Source organism: Parabacteroides caeci (assembly GCF_023656795.1).
Classification (GTDB): Bacteria; Bacteroidota; Bacteroidia; order Bacteroidales; family Tannerellaceae; genus Parabacteroides; species Parabacteroides segnis.
This window is the reverse complement of record NZ_JAMOKT010000025.1, coordinates 73,326-89,613: the sequence shown is the minus strand read 5'-3', so window position 1 is coordinate 89,613 and position 16,288 is coordinate 73,326. Positions and strand designations below refer to the sequence as shown.

Sequence of the window (16,288 nt, the reverse complement as noted above, 5' to 3'; positions counted from 1 at the left end):
TCATGGTTTGACAACTATAGAAGACTCTGCCGAAACTATGAATGGACATTCGATTCGGCAGAGGAAATGGTGAAACTAGCATCTATTAGGATGCTATTGAATAAAATTTAAACAGGCTCTTAATTATATATAACAAAAAACGGCCACCTCCTTTTCGGGAAGCAGCCGTTTCCGGTTTTATCTTGATGGGAAGATATTACATCATACCACCCATGCCGCCACCCATACCCGGGTTCATCGGAGGCATAGCAGGAGTATCTTCTTTCTTCTCTGCGATTACACATTCTGTTGTCAGGAACATGCCAGCGATAGAAGCAGCATTTTCCAAAGCAACACGAGTTACCTTAGCAGGGTCGATTACACCGGCAGCGCACAGGTTTTCATATTTGTCGGTACGAGCATTGTAACCGAAGTCACCTTTACCTTCTTTCACTTTCTGAACGATAACGGCACCTTCCTTACCTGCGTTAGCAACGATCTGACGCAACGGTTCTTCGATAGCGCGTTTTACGATTTCGATACCTGTTGTTTCGTCTTCGTTTTCACCCTTCATACCTTCCAATGCTTCAATAGCACGGATGTAAGCTACACCACCACCAGGAACTGTACCTTCTTCGATAGCAGCACGAGTTGCATGCAAAGCATCGTCAACACGGTCTTTCTTTTCTTTCATTTCCACTTCAGAAGGAGCACCTACGTAAAGAACAGCTACACCACCTGCCATCTTAGCCAGACGTTCCTGTAGCTTTTCTTTGTCGTAGTCAGAAGTAGTGTTTTCGATCTGAGTTTTGATCTGACCGATACGAGCCTGGATAGCAGCTTTGTCGCCGGCACCGTTAACGATAGTTGTAGTATCTTTGTCAACAGTAATCTTTTCGGCAGTACCCAGCATATCCATTGTAGCACCTTCCAGCTTCAAGCCTTTTTCTTCAGAGACAACAACACCGCCAGTCAGCACTGCGATATCTTCCAACATAGCTTTACGACGGTCGCCGAAGCCCGGAGCCTTCACAGCACAGATCTTCAAAGAACCACGCAGACGGTTTACAACCAAAGTAGCCAATGCTTCGCTGTCGATATCTTCAGCGATGATCAATAGAGGACGACCGCTCTGAACAGCCGGTTCCAGGATAGGAAGCAAGTCTTTCAATACAGAGATCTTCTTGTCGTAGATCAGGATATACGGATTTTCCATCTCGCATTCCATCTTTTCTGTGTTGGTTACGAAGTACGGAGAGATGTAACCACGGTCGAACTGCATACCTTCTACTACGTCAACTGTAGTTTCAGTACCTTTCGCTTCTTCCACTGTGATAACGCCTTCTTTCTTCACTTTCTGCATAGCTTCAGCAATCAGTTTACCGATTGTTTCGTCACCGTTGGCAGAGATCTTGGCTACGTGTTCGATCTTTTCGAACTGGTCGCCTACTTCTTCAGCCTGGTCAGCAATCTTTTCAACCACTTTGGCAACGGCTTTGTCGATACCGCGTTTCAGGTCCATCGGGTTAGCACCTGCTGTAACGTTCTTCAAACCTACACCGATGATAGACTGTGCCAATACAGTAGCAGTAGTTGTACCGTCACCTGCATTGTCGTTTGTTTTAGAAGCTACTTCCTTTACCAACTGAGCACCCATATTTTCAAACGGGCAAGCCAGTTCTACTTCTTTAGCTACCGTTACACCGTCTTTTGTGATGTGAGGAGCACCGAATTTCTTTTCGATGATCACGTTACGGCCTTTCGGGCCTAATGTTACTTTTACAGCATTTGCCAATTCGTCCACACCTTTCTTCAAAAGGTCGCGGGCATCCATATCGTACTTAATTTCTTTTGCCATGATTATATTGTTTTATTATTTTCGTTTAATGAATTAGATAATAGCTAAAATGTCAGACTGACGCATGATAAGATATTTCTCACCCTCCAGTTCGATTTCTGTTCCTGCATATTTTCCGTACAGTACAGTATCGCCACCTTTCACAACCATTTCTTCATCCTTTGTTCCGTTACCCACGGCAACAACTTCACCTTTTAAAGGTTTTTCTTTTGCTGAATCCGGGATAATGATTCCGCCAAGTGTCTTTTCTTCTGCTGCAGCCGGCTTGATAAGCACTCTGTCTGCTAATGGTCTAATGTTCATCTTACTATATTTTTAATTGTTAATAATATTATGTTTACATGTGTTTTTCTAATTCACGTTTATTCCTATGCGAAATCTATGCCAAATTAATTGGCAGGGAAAAGACTGCCAATTTTGCATAAACAGACGTTTAGATGTGCCGACATGACTGACAGGATGACTATACATCCGCCTCACATGCTTCCCGACTAGAACAAAAGTAACGGGAAAGTAGTTCATAAGTCACGGTCTTTTAACTGATAGGTCCTAAACTATTATTCTTTTTAGCATGCCTTAATTTAATTTTCAGCTAGCTAAAAATAGATTTCAACCATGCTAAAAATCAATTCCGAGCATGCTCAAAAGTAAAAAAACAAGGGACGAAAGAGTTAGAATCTGCCGTCCCTTACATTAATATATAGTATATTTCAGATTAGTCTATCAGCAGTGTTGCGATGGAATGAGCCGGTAGTACAGGCTGGTAGACGCGACCGTCGATTTCAACAGATACCTGGCGGTCCTCATTTCCTTCGTTTGCCAAAGCGACAACAATGCTTTTGTCGGGGTTGACAAAGGCCATGAGATTGCTGAACTGGCCGGAGGTTTCCAGTTTACGGGCACCGGGCTGGACGTAATGGCTCAAATGTTTCATTACATAATATTCGGGGGTGTAATGGAAGGTTTTTGTATCGGGATCGACAACCACAAGGGAGTTTTGCGCCCATCCCCAACGGCTGATACCGCCTTTATCCAACGAGATATTCCAATACATATAGGCCGACGCACCGTTATCCAGGTAATGGCGCATCAAGTTCCAGGAGTAAACGGCACCGCTCCAGTCATTCTTTCCGTCGCCGCATTCCTGCTCGGTCTGATAGAGTTTCATATCGGGATAACGTTCGTGTATACCTTTGATCGCACCTTTTCCCGCCCATTGGAAACCTACTGCGCTGATATACTTGCCGCTTGCCGGGTCGGTCAGGATGGTATCCACCAATGCTTCGTTGGCACGTTCCATGGTGCCGAACATCACTTTCACGTCCAATTCCTTCATCGCCGGACCGAGATAGTTGCCGACAAAGTTAGCCAGGGAAGCAGCCGTCCAGCAACAACTAGGGAATATCTGTGCCGAATTGAACTCATTCTGCGGCATGACGGCAAAGATGTCGATGCCCTGTTCACGATAGGCTTCGATAAATTTGGAGAAGTAAAGGGCATACGATTGCAGGTAAAGGGAGTCCTGGATAAACATATCCGTTCCTTCATAACCGACCTTATCGGCAGGCAGGCCGTTGCGGTACTTCTCGTTGTAGGCTTCGCCGGTATAGGCGGAGGCATAATGCTTATTGTATTTCATCCAGGTAGGAGGACACCAGGGAGAGGCCCAGATACGCAGGTCGGAATTGTATTTCTGTGCGCCTTTAATAAAGGGGATCAATGTCTGCTGGTCGTTGGCGATGGTGAAGTATTCCATTTCGAAATCGCCTTCGGTCTCATTATAGGAATACCAGTCGCGGGAGAAGTCGTTGGCACCCACCGGCATACGGCAGATGGTGAAATTCGCCCCTATCTCCGGGAAGAAGAGTTCTTCCATGATCTCTTCGCGGACTGTCGGGTCGAGTTTGCTCAGGGAAATCCAGCCCAGCTCGTTGAAGCAGGCACCGAAGCCGTCTATCTTCTGTCCTTTCTTATGGGTATGGATAACCGCGTCGATCGTCGGAATCGTATCCGAAGAGGCAGAGACCAGGTCGGATTGCTCCTGCCACGGTTCGTTTTCCGTAGTTGTTACCCAGGATGCTCTTGGCTGAACAGAACAGGAAGAGAGGACTAAAGCGAATGCGAGAATTAAAAGAGATGTTTTCATGAGACAGTAATATTAAGGATGGCATAAACCCGTTCCCGTGTTGGACACGGGATCGCAAAAGAACAGGTCATATGCCTATTTATTCAGACAGCACCTTTGCGGCCCCGTGTCAAGCACGGGGACAAGGCTGCTTATTTACATCAGAACTTTGCGATCAGTTCTTCTACAGTGACAGGTGTTTGTTCGCCTGTAATCATATTCTTCAGGTTGATCTTGCCTTCGTTCATCTCCGTTTCGCCAACGATAGCGACATACGGGATTTTCTTCGTATCGGCATACCCCATCTGCTTCTTCATCTTGGCTGATTCAGGGAAAAGTTCGGTACGGATACCGGCGGCACGAACCCGGGCGATAATCGGTAACAGATAACTTTCTTCCTTCTCTCCGAAGTTGACAAATAACAGTTGTGTTGTCTTCAACGAATCGACCGGATACAGGTCCAACTGATTCAGCACGTCGAAGATACGGTCTGCCCCAAAAGAGATACCGACACCCGACACGCCATCCATGCCAAATACACCGGTCAAGTTGTCATATCGTCCGCCACCGGTGATACTTCCTATCTGAACATCCAGAGCTTTAACTTCGAAGATGGCACCGGTATAATAGTTCAGACCGCGGGCCAGCGTCAAGTCGAGTTCCAGTTCCGAATGCATAGGCAGCTGGTCGATACGGTCGAGAATGAAGGTCATTTCTTCGATACCCTTCACGGCTATTTCAGAGGTAGCCAGCTGTTCTTTCAGGACGGCCAGTTTTTCGCGATTGCTACCCGACAGCATGATGATCGGTTGCAAGCGGGCAATCGCCTCTTCTGAAAGGCCTTTGGAACGCAGTTCTTCGTTTACATTATCCAGACCGATCTTATCCAATTTGTCGATGGCCACTGTTATATCAACAATCTTATCCGCTTCACCGATAATTTCGGCAATACCCGACAATATCTTACGGTTGTTCATTTTGATGCAAACACGGATACCGAAACGGTGGAACACCTCATCCATAATCTGAATCAGTTCCACTTCGTTGATCAGCGAATCAGAGCCTACCACGTCACCGTCGCACTGGTAGAACTCACGGTAACGTCCTTTCTGCGGACGGTCGGCACGCCATACGGGTTGTATCTGATAACGTTTGAAAGGGAATGTTATATCGTTGCGGTGCTGCACTACGTAGCGGGCAAAAGGAACGGTCAAGTCATAACGCAACCCTTTCTCACAGGCTTTCACACCGAATCTTACCGGGTTACGTTCCAGCAGTTCTTCATCGGTAATGCCGGAGAAACAATCTCCCGAGTTTAATATCTTGAAAAGTAATTTATCACCTTCTTCGCCATACTTGCCCATCAGGGTCGACAGGTTCTCCATGGCCGGAGTTTCTATTTGCTGAAATCCGTACAGATGATATACTTCACGAATCGTATTGAATATATAATTACGTTTCGCCATTTCTTCGGGCGAAAAATCTCTGGTACCTTTTGGTATAGACGGCTTCTGCATATACTGTTTGCTCTTCTTTATCGTCGGAGCTAACCGACTTTTATATATTAAATTATTATTCGGAATGCAAAGGTAGGTATTTTGTTTCAAATTCGTTATTTATTGGAAAGGTTCATTGTTTTGTCCGTTTCTTTTTGTTATGTTTGCAACATATTTAACAAAACGTATAGCTATGAAAAAGAAATTAAGGAGACAAAAGAAAGTATTGTACGGTGAACTTGGTAGTTTTTGCATCGACTTCGCCAAATACATGGCAACAGGAGTTGTCATCACAACATTATTAAAAGATCTTGAGGGACATAATGTGCTTATTTATTCGGGTGGATTTGTTTTAGTTTCAGGATTTTTGTTTTTAGGCCTATTATTCATTAAACTGAAGGAGGATTAGTTATGCCTGATTTTATATTTGTTTGTTTACTGTTTATGGGAATGGGACTCGGATTTTTAATCTGGGCACTTTATATGGAAGGTAAATTTCATAGAACGAAGAAAAAGAAGAAATAAAAAAGCAGCCCGAGTCATTTGAAATGGCCCGGGCTGCTTTTTTTATCTGATACGGTACTCGCTTAGTCGCGGCTTCTTCCTCCCAGGAAAATCATTATATAATATAATAATGTAGCCAGCGAACCTAAGGCAGCCACCACATAAGTATAAGCGGCAGAGCGCAAAGCATCTTCGGCCATACCATGCGTAGAGACATTCGTTATTCCGGCACGGCTCAACCATACCAACGCACGCTGGCTGGCATTGATTTCGACCGGCAACGTAATGAAACTAAACAACGTTGTCGAAGCAAACAGGATGATACCGAACAACAGCAACTGCGGAAACTGGTGGATCAGCAACATACCGCCCAGCAATACCCAGGTCATGATATTCGAAGCAAAGCTAACCACCGGCACCAATGCCGACCGCATCTTCAGCGGGGCATAAGACGTTGCATGCTGTACTGCGTGACCACATTCATGGGCGGCTACAGCGGCAGCAGCGATACTATTACTATAATAGACAGATTCGCTCAGATTCACCGTTTGATTGGCAGGATTATAATGGTCTGTCAAATGTCCGGGAGTAGAGATCACCTTCACGTCGTAGATGCCGTTATCGTGCAACATCTTTTCAGCCACATCCTTTCCGGTCATACCGTTAGGCATAGGAATCTTAGAATACTTCTCAAACTTGTTCTTCAGTCGGGAAGATACCAGCCAGCTTAACAAGGCAAAACCAATAAATATGATCCAATACATGCTCATAATGTTCCAAATAATTAATTGTTATACAAGATATCTCTTACAAAAAGTCTGCCAAAAACAAAAATGGCAGAAGATTAGCCTGATTAGAGGTGGTCTTCTGCCATTTTGTATTAGTATGTGAGGTTTATTCTTCTGTATACCGGATGATTGTCTGTTCGCGGTCAGGTCCTACCGATACGATTTTAACAGGTACTCCCAACTCTTCTTCAAGGAATGAGAGATATGCGTTAAACTCTTCGGGGAATTCATCTTCGCTCTGCATCTTTGTCATGTCAGTCTTCCAACCCGGCAGTTCAACGTATACAGGTTCGATCGTATCGTCGATCTCGAACGGGAATTCCGTCACTTCTTCGCCATTGATCTTGTAGGCTACGCAAGCCTTGATGGTCTCGAAGCTGTCGAGCACGTCGCTCTTCATCATGATCAGCTGGCTTACACCGTTGATCATAACGGCATATTTCAAGGCTACCAGGTCGATCCAGCCGCAACGACGTTTACGTCCTGTTACGGAACCGAACTCATGTCCTACCGTACACAGTTTGTCGCCTGTTTCATCGAACAACTCTGTCGGGAACGGACCGCTACCGACACGTGTACAATAAGCCTTGAAGATACCGTATACCTCACCGATATTACGCGGAGAGACGCCCAGTCCCGTACAGCATCCGGCACAGATCGTGTTGGAAGATGTCACGAACGGATAAGAACCGAAGTCGATGTCCAGCATAGTGCCCTGTGCACCTTCCGCCAGGACAGACTTACCGTCTTTCAGGAAGTTGTTTACCACATGTTCGCTGTCGATCAGGTTGAACTGCTTCAGGTATTCCAATGCTTCAAACCACTGGGCTTCGAGTTCCTTGATATCATACGAATAGTTCAGTGATTTCAGGATTGCTTCGTGGCGTGCCTTGGCGGCAGCATACTTTTCATCGAAGTTGTGCAGCAAGTCACCTACACGGAGACCGTTACGGCTGATCTTGTCTGTATATGTCGGGCCGATACCTTTACCAGTCGTACCGATCTTTCCGGAACCTTTGGCAGCTTCGTAGGCAGCATCCAGCATACGGTGGGTAGGCAGGATCAGGTGTGCCTTCTTGGAAATACAAAGTTGTTTGGTCAGGTCGTGACCACTGGCAGCAAGCGCTTCGGCTTCCTGTTTGAACAATAACGGGTCGAGAACGACTCCATTACCGATAACATTCACTTTTCCACCCTGGAAAATACCTGACGGAATAGAACGCAGGATATACTTTTCTCCGTTAAATTCCAGTGTGTGTCCTGCATTGGGACCTCCTTGAAAACGAGTGATTACATCGTAGTTAGGAGTCAGCACGTCGACAACTTTTCCTTTGCCTTCGTCACCCCATTGCAATCCTAATAAAACATCTACTTTCATTTTATCTTTATAATAGGCTGTTAATATTCTTTTTTACTATTCTTCTGCTGAAGCTTGAACTTGCATTTACTGCATATCCCGTAGATATACAGCGCATGAAATTCCTGTGTGAAACGGGATATCTTCAGATTGTTGACCTCCTTTTTCAGCACGCTGTCTTTCATTTCCCGAATGGCCCCGCACTTCATGCAAACCAGGTGCAGGTGCGTTTCTGCCAATGCCCGCAGTTCGTACTGAACCGACTGGGCGTTGAGTTGATGCCGCACGATCAGGCCGCCGTCTTCCAGCACATCCAACGTGTTGTAAAGCGTTGCCTTACTCACATGGAAGTTCGCCTCTTCCAGCTTTTCCTGAAGGGAGTACATATCGAAATGACCGGCGAAGCGACATATGCATTCAAAGATCGCATATCTTTCCTCCGTCTTTCGTAGTTTTTTCTCAGTCAGATACTCCGTAAACGACTGCTTCATCTCTATGTACTTCTTTTCATCCATTTCGTTGCGACTCTACGTGACCGACAAAGTTAGCGCATTTATTTTAAACGCAAAGCCTTAGCTATAATATTCAAATTCAAATTTTAAATCATTATAGATTTCCTGCCCTTCCGGTGTCTTCATAAACTCCGGAAAGTCATCGAAACCACTCAACATTTGCTTCGCATGATCGGCCGACTGGCGACCGTAAAATTTCATTGCTTTTATCGCTGCCTGCTTCTCTTTCCAGGAAGCGCCGAAGTCGGGCCAGGCAATCGTCCGCATACATTCCACGATGAATGCGGCTCTCACCGGTGCAACCACCGTCTTCCCTACCCTGAACAGTTCCATCCAGATAAGGTAAGCCACCGTACGGGCATATTCGTCTTCCACATTAAAAATCAGTCCAAGCAGAAGGTTATCGACATACGGCAATTTGCAGAACAGATTACGGCTGCATTGTTCCGCTATTTCCAGATAGGGTATTTCTTTCACCCACTGTTCCGCCTGTTTAAAAGGAAAATCATCCACAGGCTGCAACAGGGATGCCAGTATCTTAAACTCGCGGATATCCTCTTTCCACAAAGCGGCTGCCAGCTCCGAACCGGGTTCGTGCCGGGCGGCTATCTGCTTTATTTCGGGCAGAGGGACACCGAAGTTCAGCTTATAGTCGATGCCCTTTTCACGCATGCTGGTGGCTATGACACCGTTCATCGCCATGCGCAGTTGGGTACGTATTTCTTTCAGTTCGTCCTGCAACATATCTTTAATCGTTATAAGATGGCAAGAATGAATAATCTTTGCTGTAACGAAGCATCTGGTCTGCGTATCCTTCGGTATAATCGAAAACGATGTCGGTCACTTCGCCTTTGTCGTTCTTTACCTCTTTCATCACCGGGTTCACGAAACCTTTGTATGGAGCCAGGTTTAGTTTGGCATAGCGGGCAAGCACTTCGTCGTGTAAAGTCTGGTCTACTTTCACACCGTAATCTTCCACCAGTTTCTTTCCGGCGGCGAAATCGCCTTCGCTCTTGATGCGCTGCACTTCTGCCAATAAGGTGCCAAACAGATTGCGGAGTTTGGCATAATCGTTTACAACGACATATGTCTTGCCGTCACGCTTCTTATATTCAATAACGTTATCGGCTTTACCGTTCTCATAGGCCCACTGGGCGATCAACTGACGGTTGCGCATGTGAGCTTCTTCCACGTCTTTGCCGGCTTCGATACGGACAAGCTGTGTCATCAGGCCATTCATGATATATTTATAATACTCGGCCTTATAGGCTTCGCCATCCGGAACCAGACCTAATTCAACCAGCTTCGGGTCGGCCAGGTAATAAAGACCGAAGAGGTCGGCACGGGCTTCTTCCAGGGTGGAATCGTAGGCTTTCAGCGCGCCCGATTCGGTATCGGGCAGAAGTTTGCCGGAACCATGTCCCAGGCATTCATGCAGGTCGGTATGCAGGTTATCAGTCAGGAAACCGTATTTTGCGAGGGCTTCACGCTCCGCATCACTCCAGATAAATTCTTCGTTAAAGCCATTGCCCTGCGACGCCTTGTCGTAAGCCTCGGTTATATTCTCAATCGTAACGGACTTCGAACCGTGGTCGCGGCGAATCCAATCCGCATTCGGCAGATTGATGCCGATCGGCGTTGCCGGATAACAATCGCCTCCCAACATGGATACGGTGATCACTTTGGCACTCACCCCTTTTACCTTTTCCTTCTTGAAGCGTTTGTCGACCGGAGAATGATCTTCAAACCATTGCGCGTTATCGCTGATAATCTTCGTGCGCTTGGTCGCATCCTTATTGATAAAGTTTACGGTCGACTCCCAACTGGCTTTCATACCCAGCGGATCACCGTAAGTTTCGATAAAACCGTTCACGAAATCCACCTCCGAAGTCGTATCCTCTACCCAAAGGATGGAGTAGGCGTCGAAAGTCTTCAAGTCACCGGTCTGATAGTATTCAATCAGTTTTTCGATAATTGTCTTCTGGGTATCGTTTTCGGCAAAAGGAACTGCTTTCTGCAACTCGCCCACAATCTGTTCGATAGCAGCAGAATAAAGGCCTCCTACTTTCCATACCTTCTCGACAATCTTTCCGTTCTCCTTCACCAGCCGGCTATTGAGTCCGTAAGAGATCGGAGTGATGGTGTCTTTACCCGCTTTCATAGCGGCATAATACTCTTCCACCTCTTTCTGGGTAATACCGCCGCCATAGTAGTTATTGGCAGATGCCAGGATTAAATCCCGGTCACCGCTTTGTACAGTACGTTTTGCCAATACTGCCGGATCAAAGATCACCGGAGAGATTTCTGCAACAAACTGCTCCAAAGTCTGTCCTTCACGCAAAGGAAGTTCAGAGACATTCACCTGCTCCAGACAGCTTTTAAAGAATTCGGGGGTAAAGCCGGGAACAAACTTATCCTCTGCATAATGGTGATGGATGCCGCTTGAGAACCATACCCGTTTCAGGTACGTCTCCAAGGCCTTGAACTGCTCATCCTCGCGATTTCCTTTATATTCCTTGTAAATCGTTTCCAATGCGCGGCGAACCGGCAGGTTATAACGACAATTCTGGTCGAAGAATATGTCGCGCCCCATCAGCGCAGCCTGCGACAGATGATATAATAACTGTTTTTGTTTCAACGAAAGAGACTCGAATCCCGGAACCTGGTACCGAAGTATCTGAAGGTCTGCGAACTGGTCTACCACATAATTAAAATCCTCCTGCGGCGCCTGAACATTCTTTTCTTTCGGGCCTGCACAGGCGGTCAATGCCATTGCTGTCATAAGCGATACAATTGTATTTCTCATTTTATTTATACTAATTCTTTTGTTTTTCCTGAAGTATTACAACGAAAGGCTCTCCCGCAAAGGTAACGAATAAATCGAAGCCATAGGAATATCACCCTAATATTTTGTACCTTTGCAACCGATATATTTATTAAAGAATGGAAATAGCAGCATTAGTATCAGGAGGTGTGGACAGTTCCGTAGTTGTCCATCAGTTGAAGGAGGCGGGATACGATCCTACCATCTTCTATATCCGTATCGGTATGGAAGATAAAGACGGATATATCGACTGCCCCGCCGAAGAGGATATAGAAATTACATCTTACATAGCACGCAAATACGGTTGTCGCATGGAAGTGGTATCCCTGCATGACGAATACTGGGACAAGGTGGTCAGCTACACGATCGACTCGGTGAAACGCGGCCTCACCCCCAACCCGGACATGATGTGCAACAAATTCATCAAGTTCGGCTGCTTTGAAGAGAAATGGGGGAAAGACTTCGATAAAATCGCCACCGGCCATTATGCCACAACGACCGAGATAGACGGAAAAGTATGGCTCTCCACCGCCAAAGACCCGGTGAAGGACCAGACCGATTTCCTGGGACAAATCACGCGCCTGCAAATCCAGAAGCTGATGTTCCCTATCGGCCACCTGATGAAAGCGGAAGTCCGTGCCATCGCTGCTGAACAAAAGCTCCCCAGCGCCATGCGCAAGGACAGCCAGGGCATCTGCTTCCTCGGTAAAATCAATTACAACGACTTCATCGAGCGTTACCTGGGCAAACGTGTCGGCAAAATCGTCGAACTGGAAACGGGCAAGGTACTAGGCAAGCACAACGGCTACTGGTTCCATACCATCGGCCAGCGGAAAGGACTGGGCCTGAGCGGCGGTCCGTGGTTCGTTATCAAGAAGGATATCAAGCGCAACATCATCTATGTCTCCAACGGCTACGACCCGGAAACGCAATACGGGAAGACAATCAACCTGCATGGTTTCGACTTCATCACCGAAGATCCGTGGGGAGAATTTACCGATGAAAAAGAAATTACCTTCAAGATACGCCATACCCCCGATTTCACACCGGGACGTATCCGCCGTATCGGTGACCTTTACCGTATCGAATCGGAAAACAAAATACAGGGTATCGCTCCCGGCCAGTACGGTGTTGTCTACGACAAGGATCATCATCTCTGCCTGGGTAGCGGCATGATTATTGACGAAGAAAAATAAGTCTTTGTCAATAATTATATTTATCTTTGTATCAGACTATAATATATATGACTATGGAAGCAACAACATTAAAAACATTCGAGATATCCATTCCCGAAAAATACGCATCCGCCATACGCTCACTGGTTAAAAGTATGGGAGGAAGCATCAAAGTCCGCAAAGAAAAGAAATGCGGCCTGGATGAAGCATTGGAAGATGTGAAGGCCGGAAGAGTATATTCTTACTCTAGTGTGGACGAAATGTGGGAGGCTCTTATGAAATGAGATATACACCTGACACGACCCACAAATTCAACAAAGATTTCAAACGCTGTCAGAAAAGAGGTTATAACATGAGCCTCCTGCGTAAAGCGGTTGATATACTAAGTGAAACCGGTACCCTCCCTCCCGAATATCGTCCGCATAAATTAAGCGGCAAATACGAAGGCCTATGGGAATGTCATATTCAATCCGACTGGTTACTGGTTTGGAATCAAAATGACACAAAACTCATACTCCTGTTCACAGATACCGGCACTCATGCCGATCTGTTTTAATAGAAAAGTTCAAAATTAGAACGACTGCGGCAGCTATCTCGAATGGTTGCCGCAGTCGTTTTATATGATTGCAGCACCTATTTTTTACCGCTGCGGCAGCTATTTCTTACAATTGCCGCAATCATTTTCCCGGCATACCGCCTTTATTTCAACTATTTCACCCTATTATTTCATTTTTCCCGTCTTTAATTTGGTTTATAACGTAAACCATTTTATATTTGCAGCGTGTAGGTGAGACATGCGCAGCTCCTTGCACTTTTTTAATCCATATATGGTTTATGTTATAAACTTATTTACATCCACATTTAAAGTAGACAAAACATGAATACGAAACGAATTATACTATTTATTCTGGCAATATTCTTTACTTGCAATCTTGCCGAAGCACGGACAATCACCGTCAAAGTGAGCAACATACGCGGAGAAAACGGAACAATCCTCGTCATGGCTCAATCAGGGAAAGAGACAAAACCGGTATACGGCATGGCCAAACCGGAGAAAGGAGAAGCAACCATCACGCTTGAAAACGTCGAATGGGAACAGTTCGATATCTCAGTCTTCCATGACGAAAACGGCAATTACCAAATGGACTTCACCGAAGATAAAAAGCCGGCTGAAGGATATGCCATAAAGAAATGCAAAACGCAACAGGAAGAAGAGACAGTCAAACTGAAATTATATTACCCGGCAAACGAGTAAGACATGAAATGGCTGTTATTCTTTACACTCATCTTTGCTACCGGCTTTCCGGCTATAGCCCGGAAGCCGGCAACGGCAGAGATTTACTCCGGCCACATTACCGACGGGCAGGGAAACGGAGTTGAATACGCGACAATCGTCCTCTTGCAGGATGAGATTCAAAAAGCAGGTACGACAACCGACAACAAGGGTAATTTCACCATGGAAGCAAAAGCAGGAACATATAAAGTAATCGTCCGGTGTATCGGATATGAGCCGCTGCAAAAAGAATTATTGCTGCCCGCATCCATGCACGACACCCTTTCGTTGAAGGCTTCTTCCTATGCCTTGAAAGAAGTTGTGGTACAGGCAAAAAATATCGAACGCAAGGCAGACCGTTTCGTCCTGTCCGTCTCCCCTTCCGCCGGGAAAGACGGTACCGAATTATTGTCGCAGGCTCCCGGCGTATGGCTGGCAGAAGATAATATCTCCATCAACGGAGCACAGGGCACAAAGGTATTCGTCGATAACCGCGAAATAAAACTTACCGGCGAAGAACTTCTCACCTACCTTCGTTCGCTGAAATCGGAAGATATCAGGCGAATAGAAGTCATCCCGATAGCCGGAGCAGAATATGAAGCCAGCTCACGGGGCGGAATCATCCTGATCTCACTCCGCCGGCGGCAAACGAACGGTATCCAGGGGAGTGTCACGGCCGGGGGCGCCTTATCTGCTACCCTTACCCGTTACATGCCTTCCGGAACACTCAATGCACGCCTCGGGAAATGGACCGTAAACGCCGCCGCCTCCGGTAATTTCACACCGAAGAATGAGAGCATGATGACATCCGTCAGGCAATATCCGGACAATGACAACCGCTTTTCCAGTCTCTCCAGGTTCGACACACGATCGGACTATGGTACGGGACGCATCGGAGCCATCTTCGAAATCGATACCGTCAACAGCATCGGAGCGGAAATAGAATATGTCGGACAGCTGTCTAAAGGCAACTCTTACAGCGAAACGGAACTGACAAAGCAGGAATGGCTAATAAACAGCACCGGCGATTATAACCAGAAGGATGATTACAACACTTTATCCGCTACCGCCAACTACCTGCATAAACTCGACGACAAAGGCTCCCTGCTCAAATGGATTGTCGATTATGCCGGCAAAAAGTCGACAGGGAAAAACAACTACTATGTCGTACAAAAGGCAGCAGGCCGGGAGATAGACAGTACGTACCGAAGTAACAGCGATGCAACCTACAAGATCGTCACCACCGATATTTCAATGAATAAATACTTCCGGAAAGGAATGTCGCTGAACACCGGCCTGAAATACACGCATACATTCATGGACGATAATTCCTGCTACGAAGGTCTCTCGGCCGACCAACAATGGAGTATCAGTCCGGCTTACGGCTACGCACTCAAATACAAGGAAAACATCATGGGAATATATGCATCTTTTTCAACAGAAATCAATCGCTGGACGTTCATAGCCGGACTGCGGGGCGAATATACCCGGACCGCGAACGAGAGCGACCGGATCAAACGGGATTATTTCGACCTGTTCCCGAACCTAAGCGCCACCTATGCCTTCAACAACCTGAAGACCTGGATGCTGGTCGGACAATACACACGCAACATCGAACGTCCGGCCTTCTATACGCTCAACCCGAACCGGCTCCAGACCTCCGATTACAGCTACAACATAGGCAACCCCTACCTGAAACCGACCTATATCCACCGTTTCAGCACGACCCTTGTCTATAATTACCGTTACACGCTGACAATCGGAGGCAGCCTGCACCGCAACCTGATCCGCGAATTCTGCAAGGTAGACGCCGTCGACCCGGACGTTTCGTATATCACCTACGAAAACCATGACGTCGAAAACCATTGGTTCGTTGCCGCCAGTATCCCGGTTCAGCCCGTCCCATGGCTTAACCTGGCAGCCAATTTCGTCGGTGTACGCCAGGATATCCGTATGACGGAGAAAGCCGCATTTGCCCACCATTACCTGGCATTCGCAAACGCGACCGCAACCTTCACGCTACCGAAAGACATCACGCTCGAAGGACAATACAGCGGAACCAGCCGCCTGTATTCAGGAAACAGCGAAGTGGCTCCCCGGCACATCGTCAGCCTGTTTGCCCGGAAAAAGCTGGCCGGCAACCGCTTCCTGATAACTGTTTCGGTCGATAATATCTTCAACCGCTATAACGACTTTGCCAGCCATATCGAAGCCTACACGTCACAAAGCCACTTCGAAAGCGGACACCTCGGACGTACCTTCAAAGCGACACTGACCTGGAACTTCAACAGCGGCAGGAAAGTAAAGAAGCCGACAATCGAACGGGGCGTAAACTCTGAAAGAAACCGGTTGAACGAAAAATAGACCGGAATGATTGACTGTTAAAAACAATGACAT

15 protein-coding genes are annotated in these 16,288 nt (G+C 46.6%); 6 read left to right on the top strand and 9 right to left on the bottom strand.

The window, feature by feature from the left end; all coding sequences use genetic code 11:
• Positions 1-196: 196 nt before the first annotated feature.
• From groL to hisS, 4 genes are all read right to left on the bottom strand, one after another.
• Positions 197-1,837 carry a chaperonin GroEL gene (gene groL / locus NBH15_RS14110; RefSeq protein ID WP_244050815.1) on the bottom strand — a complete coding sequence of 547 codons (1,641 nt, stop codon included), beginning with the start codon at positions 1,835-1,837 and terminating at the stop codon, positions 197-199.
• Positions 1,838-1,870: 33 nt separating this feature from the next.
• The gene (locus tag NBH15_RS14105; RefSeq protein ID WP_128134828.1) at positions 1,871-2,140 is read right to left on the bottom strand and encodes a co-chaperone GroES; all 270 of its coding nucleotides are present in this window, start codon (positions 2,138-2,140) and stop codon (positions 1,871-1,873) included.
• A gap of 412 nt (positions 2,141-2,552) precedes the next feature.
• Positions 2,553-3,983: a glycoside hydrolase family 30 protein gene (locus tag NBH15_RS14100; protein WP_250822910.1), complete on the bottom strand. Its 1,431-nt coding sequence runs from the start codon at positions 3,981-3,983 to the stop codon at positions 2,553-2,555.
• A 140-nt stretch (positions 3,984-4,123) separates the two neighbouring features.
• A complete protein-coding gene (hisS, locus tag NBH15_RS14095) occupies positions 4,124-5,479 on the bottom strand; it encodes a histidine--tRNA ligase (RefSeq protein ID WP_186960473.1) in 1,356 nt (451 codons plus the stop codon).
• Positions 5,480-5,651: 172 nt separating this feature from the next.
• On the opposite strand from hisS, the gene NBH15_RS14090 reads away from it, so the two are divergent.
• A complete protein-coding gene (locus NBH15_RS14090; protein ID WP_128134831.1) occupies positions 5,652-5,867 on the top strand; it encodes a DUF6722 family protein in 216 nt (71 codons plus the stop codon).
• Positions 5,868-6,045: 178 nt separating this feature from the next.
• Here NBH15_RS14090 and NBH15_RS14085 read toward each other — a convergent pair whose 3' ends face one another.
• From NBH15_RS14085 to NBH15_RS14065, 5 genes are all read right to left on the bottom strand, one after another.
• The gene (locus tag NBH15_RS14085; RefSeq protein ID WP_122353353.1) at positions 6,046-6,732 is read right to left on the bottom strand and encodes a zinc metallopeptidase; all 687 of its coding nucleotides are present in this window, start codon (positions 6,730-6,732) and stop codon (positions 6,046-6,048) included.
• 124 nt (positions 6,733-6,856) lie between these two features.
• Entirely contained in the window at positions 6,857-8,128 is a 1,272-nt protein-coding gene (locus tag NBH15_RS14080) for an adenylosuccinate synthase (RefSeq protein WP_010802093.1), read from the bottom strand.
• A gap of 20 nt (positions 8,129-8,148) precedes the next feature.
• Positions 8,149-8,622 (bottom strand): Fur family transcriptional regulator, encoded by a 474-nt coding sequence (locus NBH15_RS14075; protein ID WP_128134832.1) that lies wholly within the window; start codon positions 8,620-8,622, stop codon positions 8,149-8,151.
• Positions 8,623-8,679: 57 nt separating this feature from the next.
• Positions 8,680-9,363 (bottom strand): DNA alkylation repair protein, encoded by a 684-nt coding sequence (locus tag NBH15_RS14070; protein WP_128134833.1) that lies wholly within the window; start codon positions 9,361-9,363, stop codon positions 8,680-8,682.
• Positions 9,364-9,367: 4 nt separating this feature from the next.
• The gene (locus tag NBH15_RS14065) at positions 9,368-11,425 is read right to left on the bottom strand and encodes a dipeptidyl-peptidase 3 family protein (protein WP_244050814.1); all 2,058 of its coding nucleotides are present in this window, start codon (positions 11,423-11,425) and stop codon (positions 9,368-9,370) included.
• A 137-nt stretch (positions 11,426-11,562) separates the two neighbouring features.
• Here NBH15_RS14065 and mnmA point away from each other — a divergent pair, with 137 nt between their 5' ends.
• The 5 genes from mnmA to NBH15_RS14040 all read left to right on the top strand — a co-directional run bounded on the left by mnmA (position 11,563) and on the right by NBH15_RS14040 (position 16,255).
• Positions 11,563-12,639, top strand: a complete 1,077-nt coding sequence (mnmA, locus tag NBH15_RS14060) for a tRNA 2-thiouridine(34) synthase MnmA (RefSeq protein WP_007654661.1) — start codon at positions 11,563-11,565, stop codon at positions 12,637-12,639.
• A 53-nt stretch (positions 12,640-12,692) separates the two neighbouring features.
• On the top strand, positions 12,693-12,902 hold the full coding sequence (locus tag NBH15_RS14055) for a hypothetical protein (RefSeq protein WP_195585768.1): 210 nt from the start codon (positions 12,693-12,695) through the stop codon (positions 12,900-12,902).
• Positions 12,899-13,174: a type II toxin-antitoxin system RelE/ParE family toxin gene (locus tag NBH15_RS14050; RefSeq protein ID WP_195585767.1), complete on the top strand. Its 276-nt coding sequence runs from the start codon at positions 12,899-12,901 to the stop codon at positions 13,172-13,174. The genes NBH15_RS14055 and NBH15_RS14050 overlap by 4 nt, the downstream gene beginning before the upstream one ends.
• A 321-nt stretch (positions 13,175-13,495) precedes the next feature.
• Positions 13,496-13,873 carry a DUF2141 domain-containing protein gene (locus tag NBH15_RS14045; protein WP_250822909.1) on the top strand — a complete coding sequence of 126 codons (378 nt, stop codon included), beginning with the start codon at positions 13,496-13,498 and terminating at the stop codon, positions 13,871-13,873.
• Positions 13,874-13,876: 3 nt separating this feature from the next.
• Positions 13,877-16,255, top strand: coding sequence for a TonB-dependent receptor (locus NBH15_RS14040; protein ID WP_250822908.1), 2,379 nt, complete (start codon positions 13,877-13,879; stop codon positions 16,253-16,255).
• The last annotated feature ends 33 nt before the right edge of the window (positions 16,256-16,288 follow it).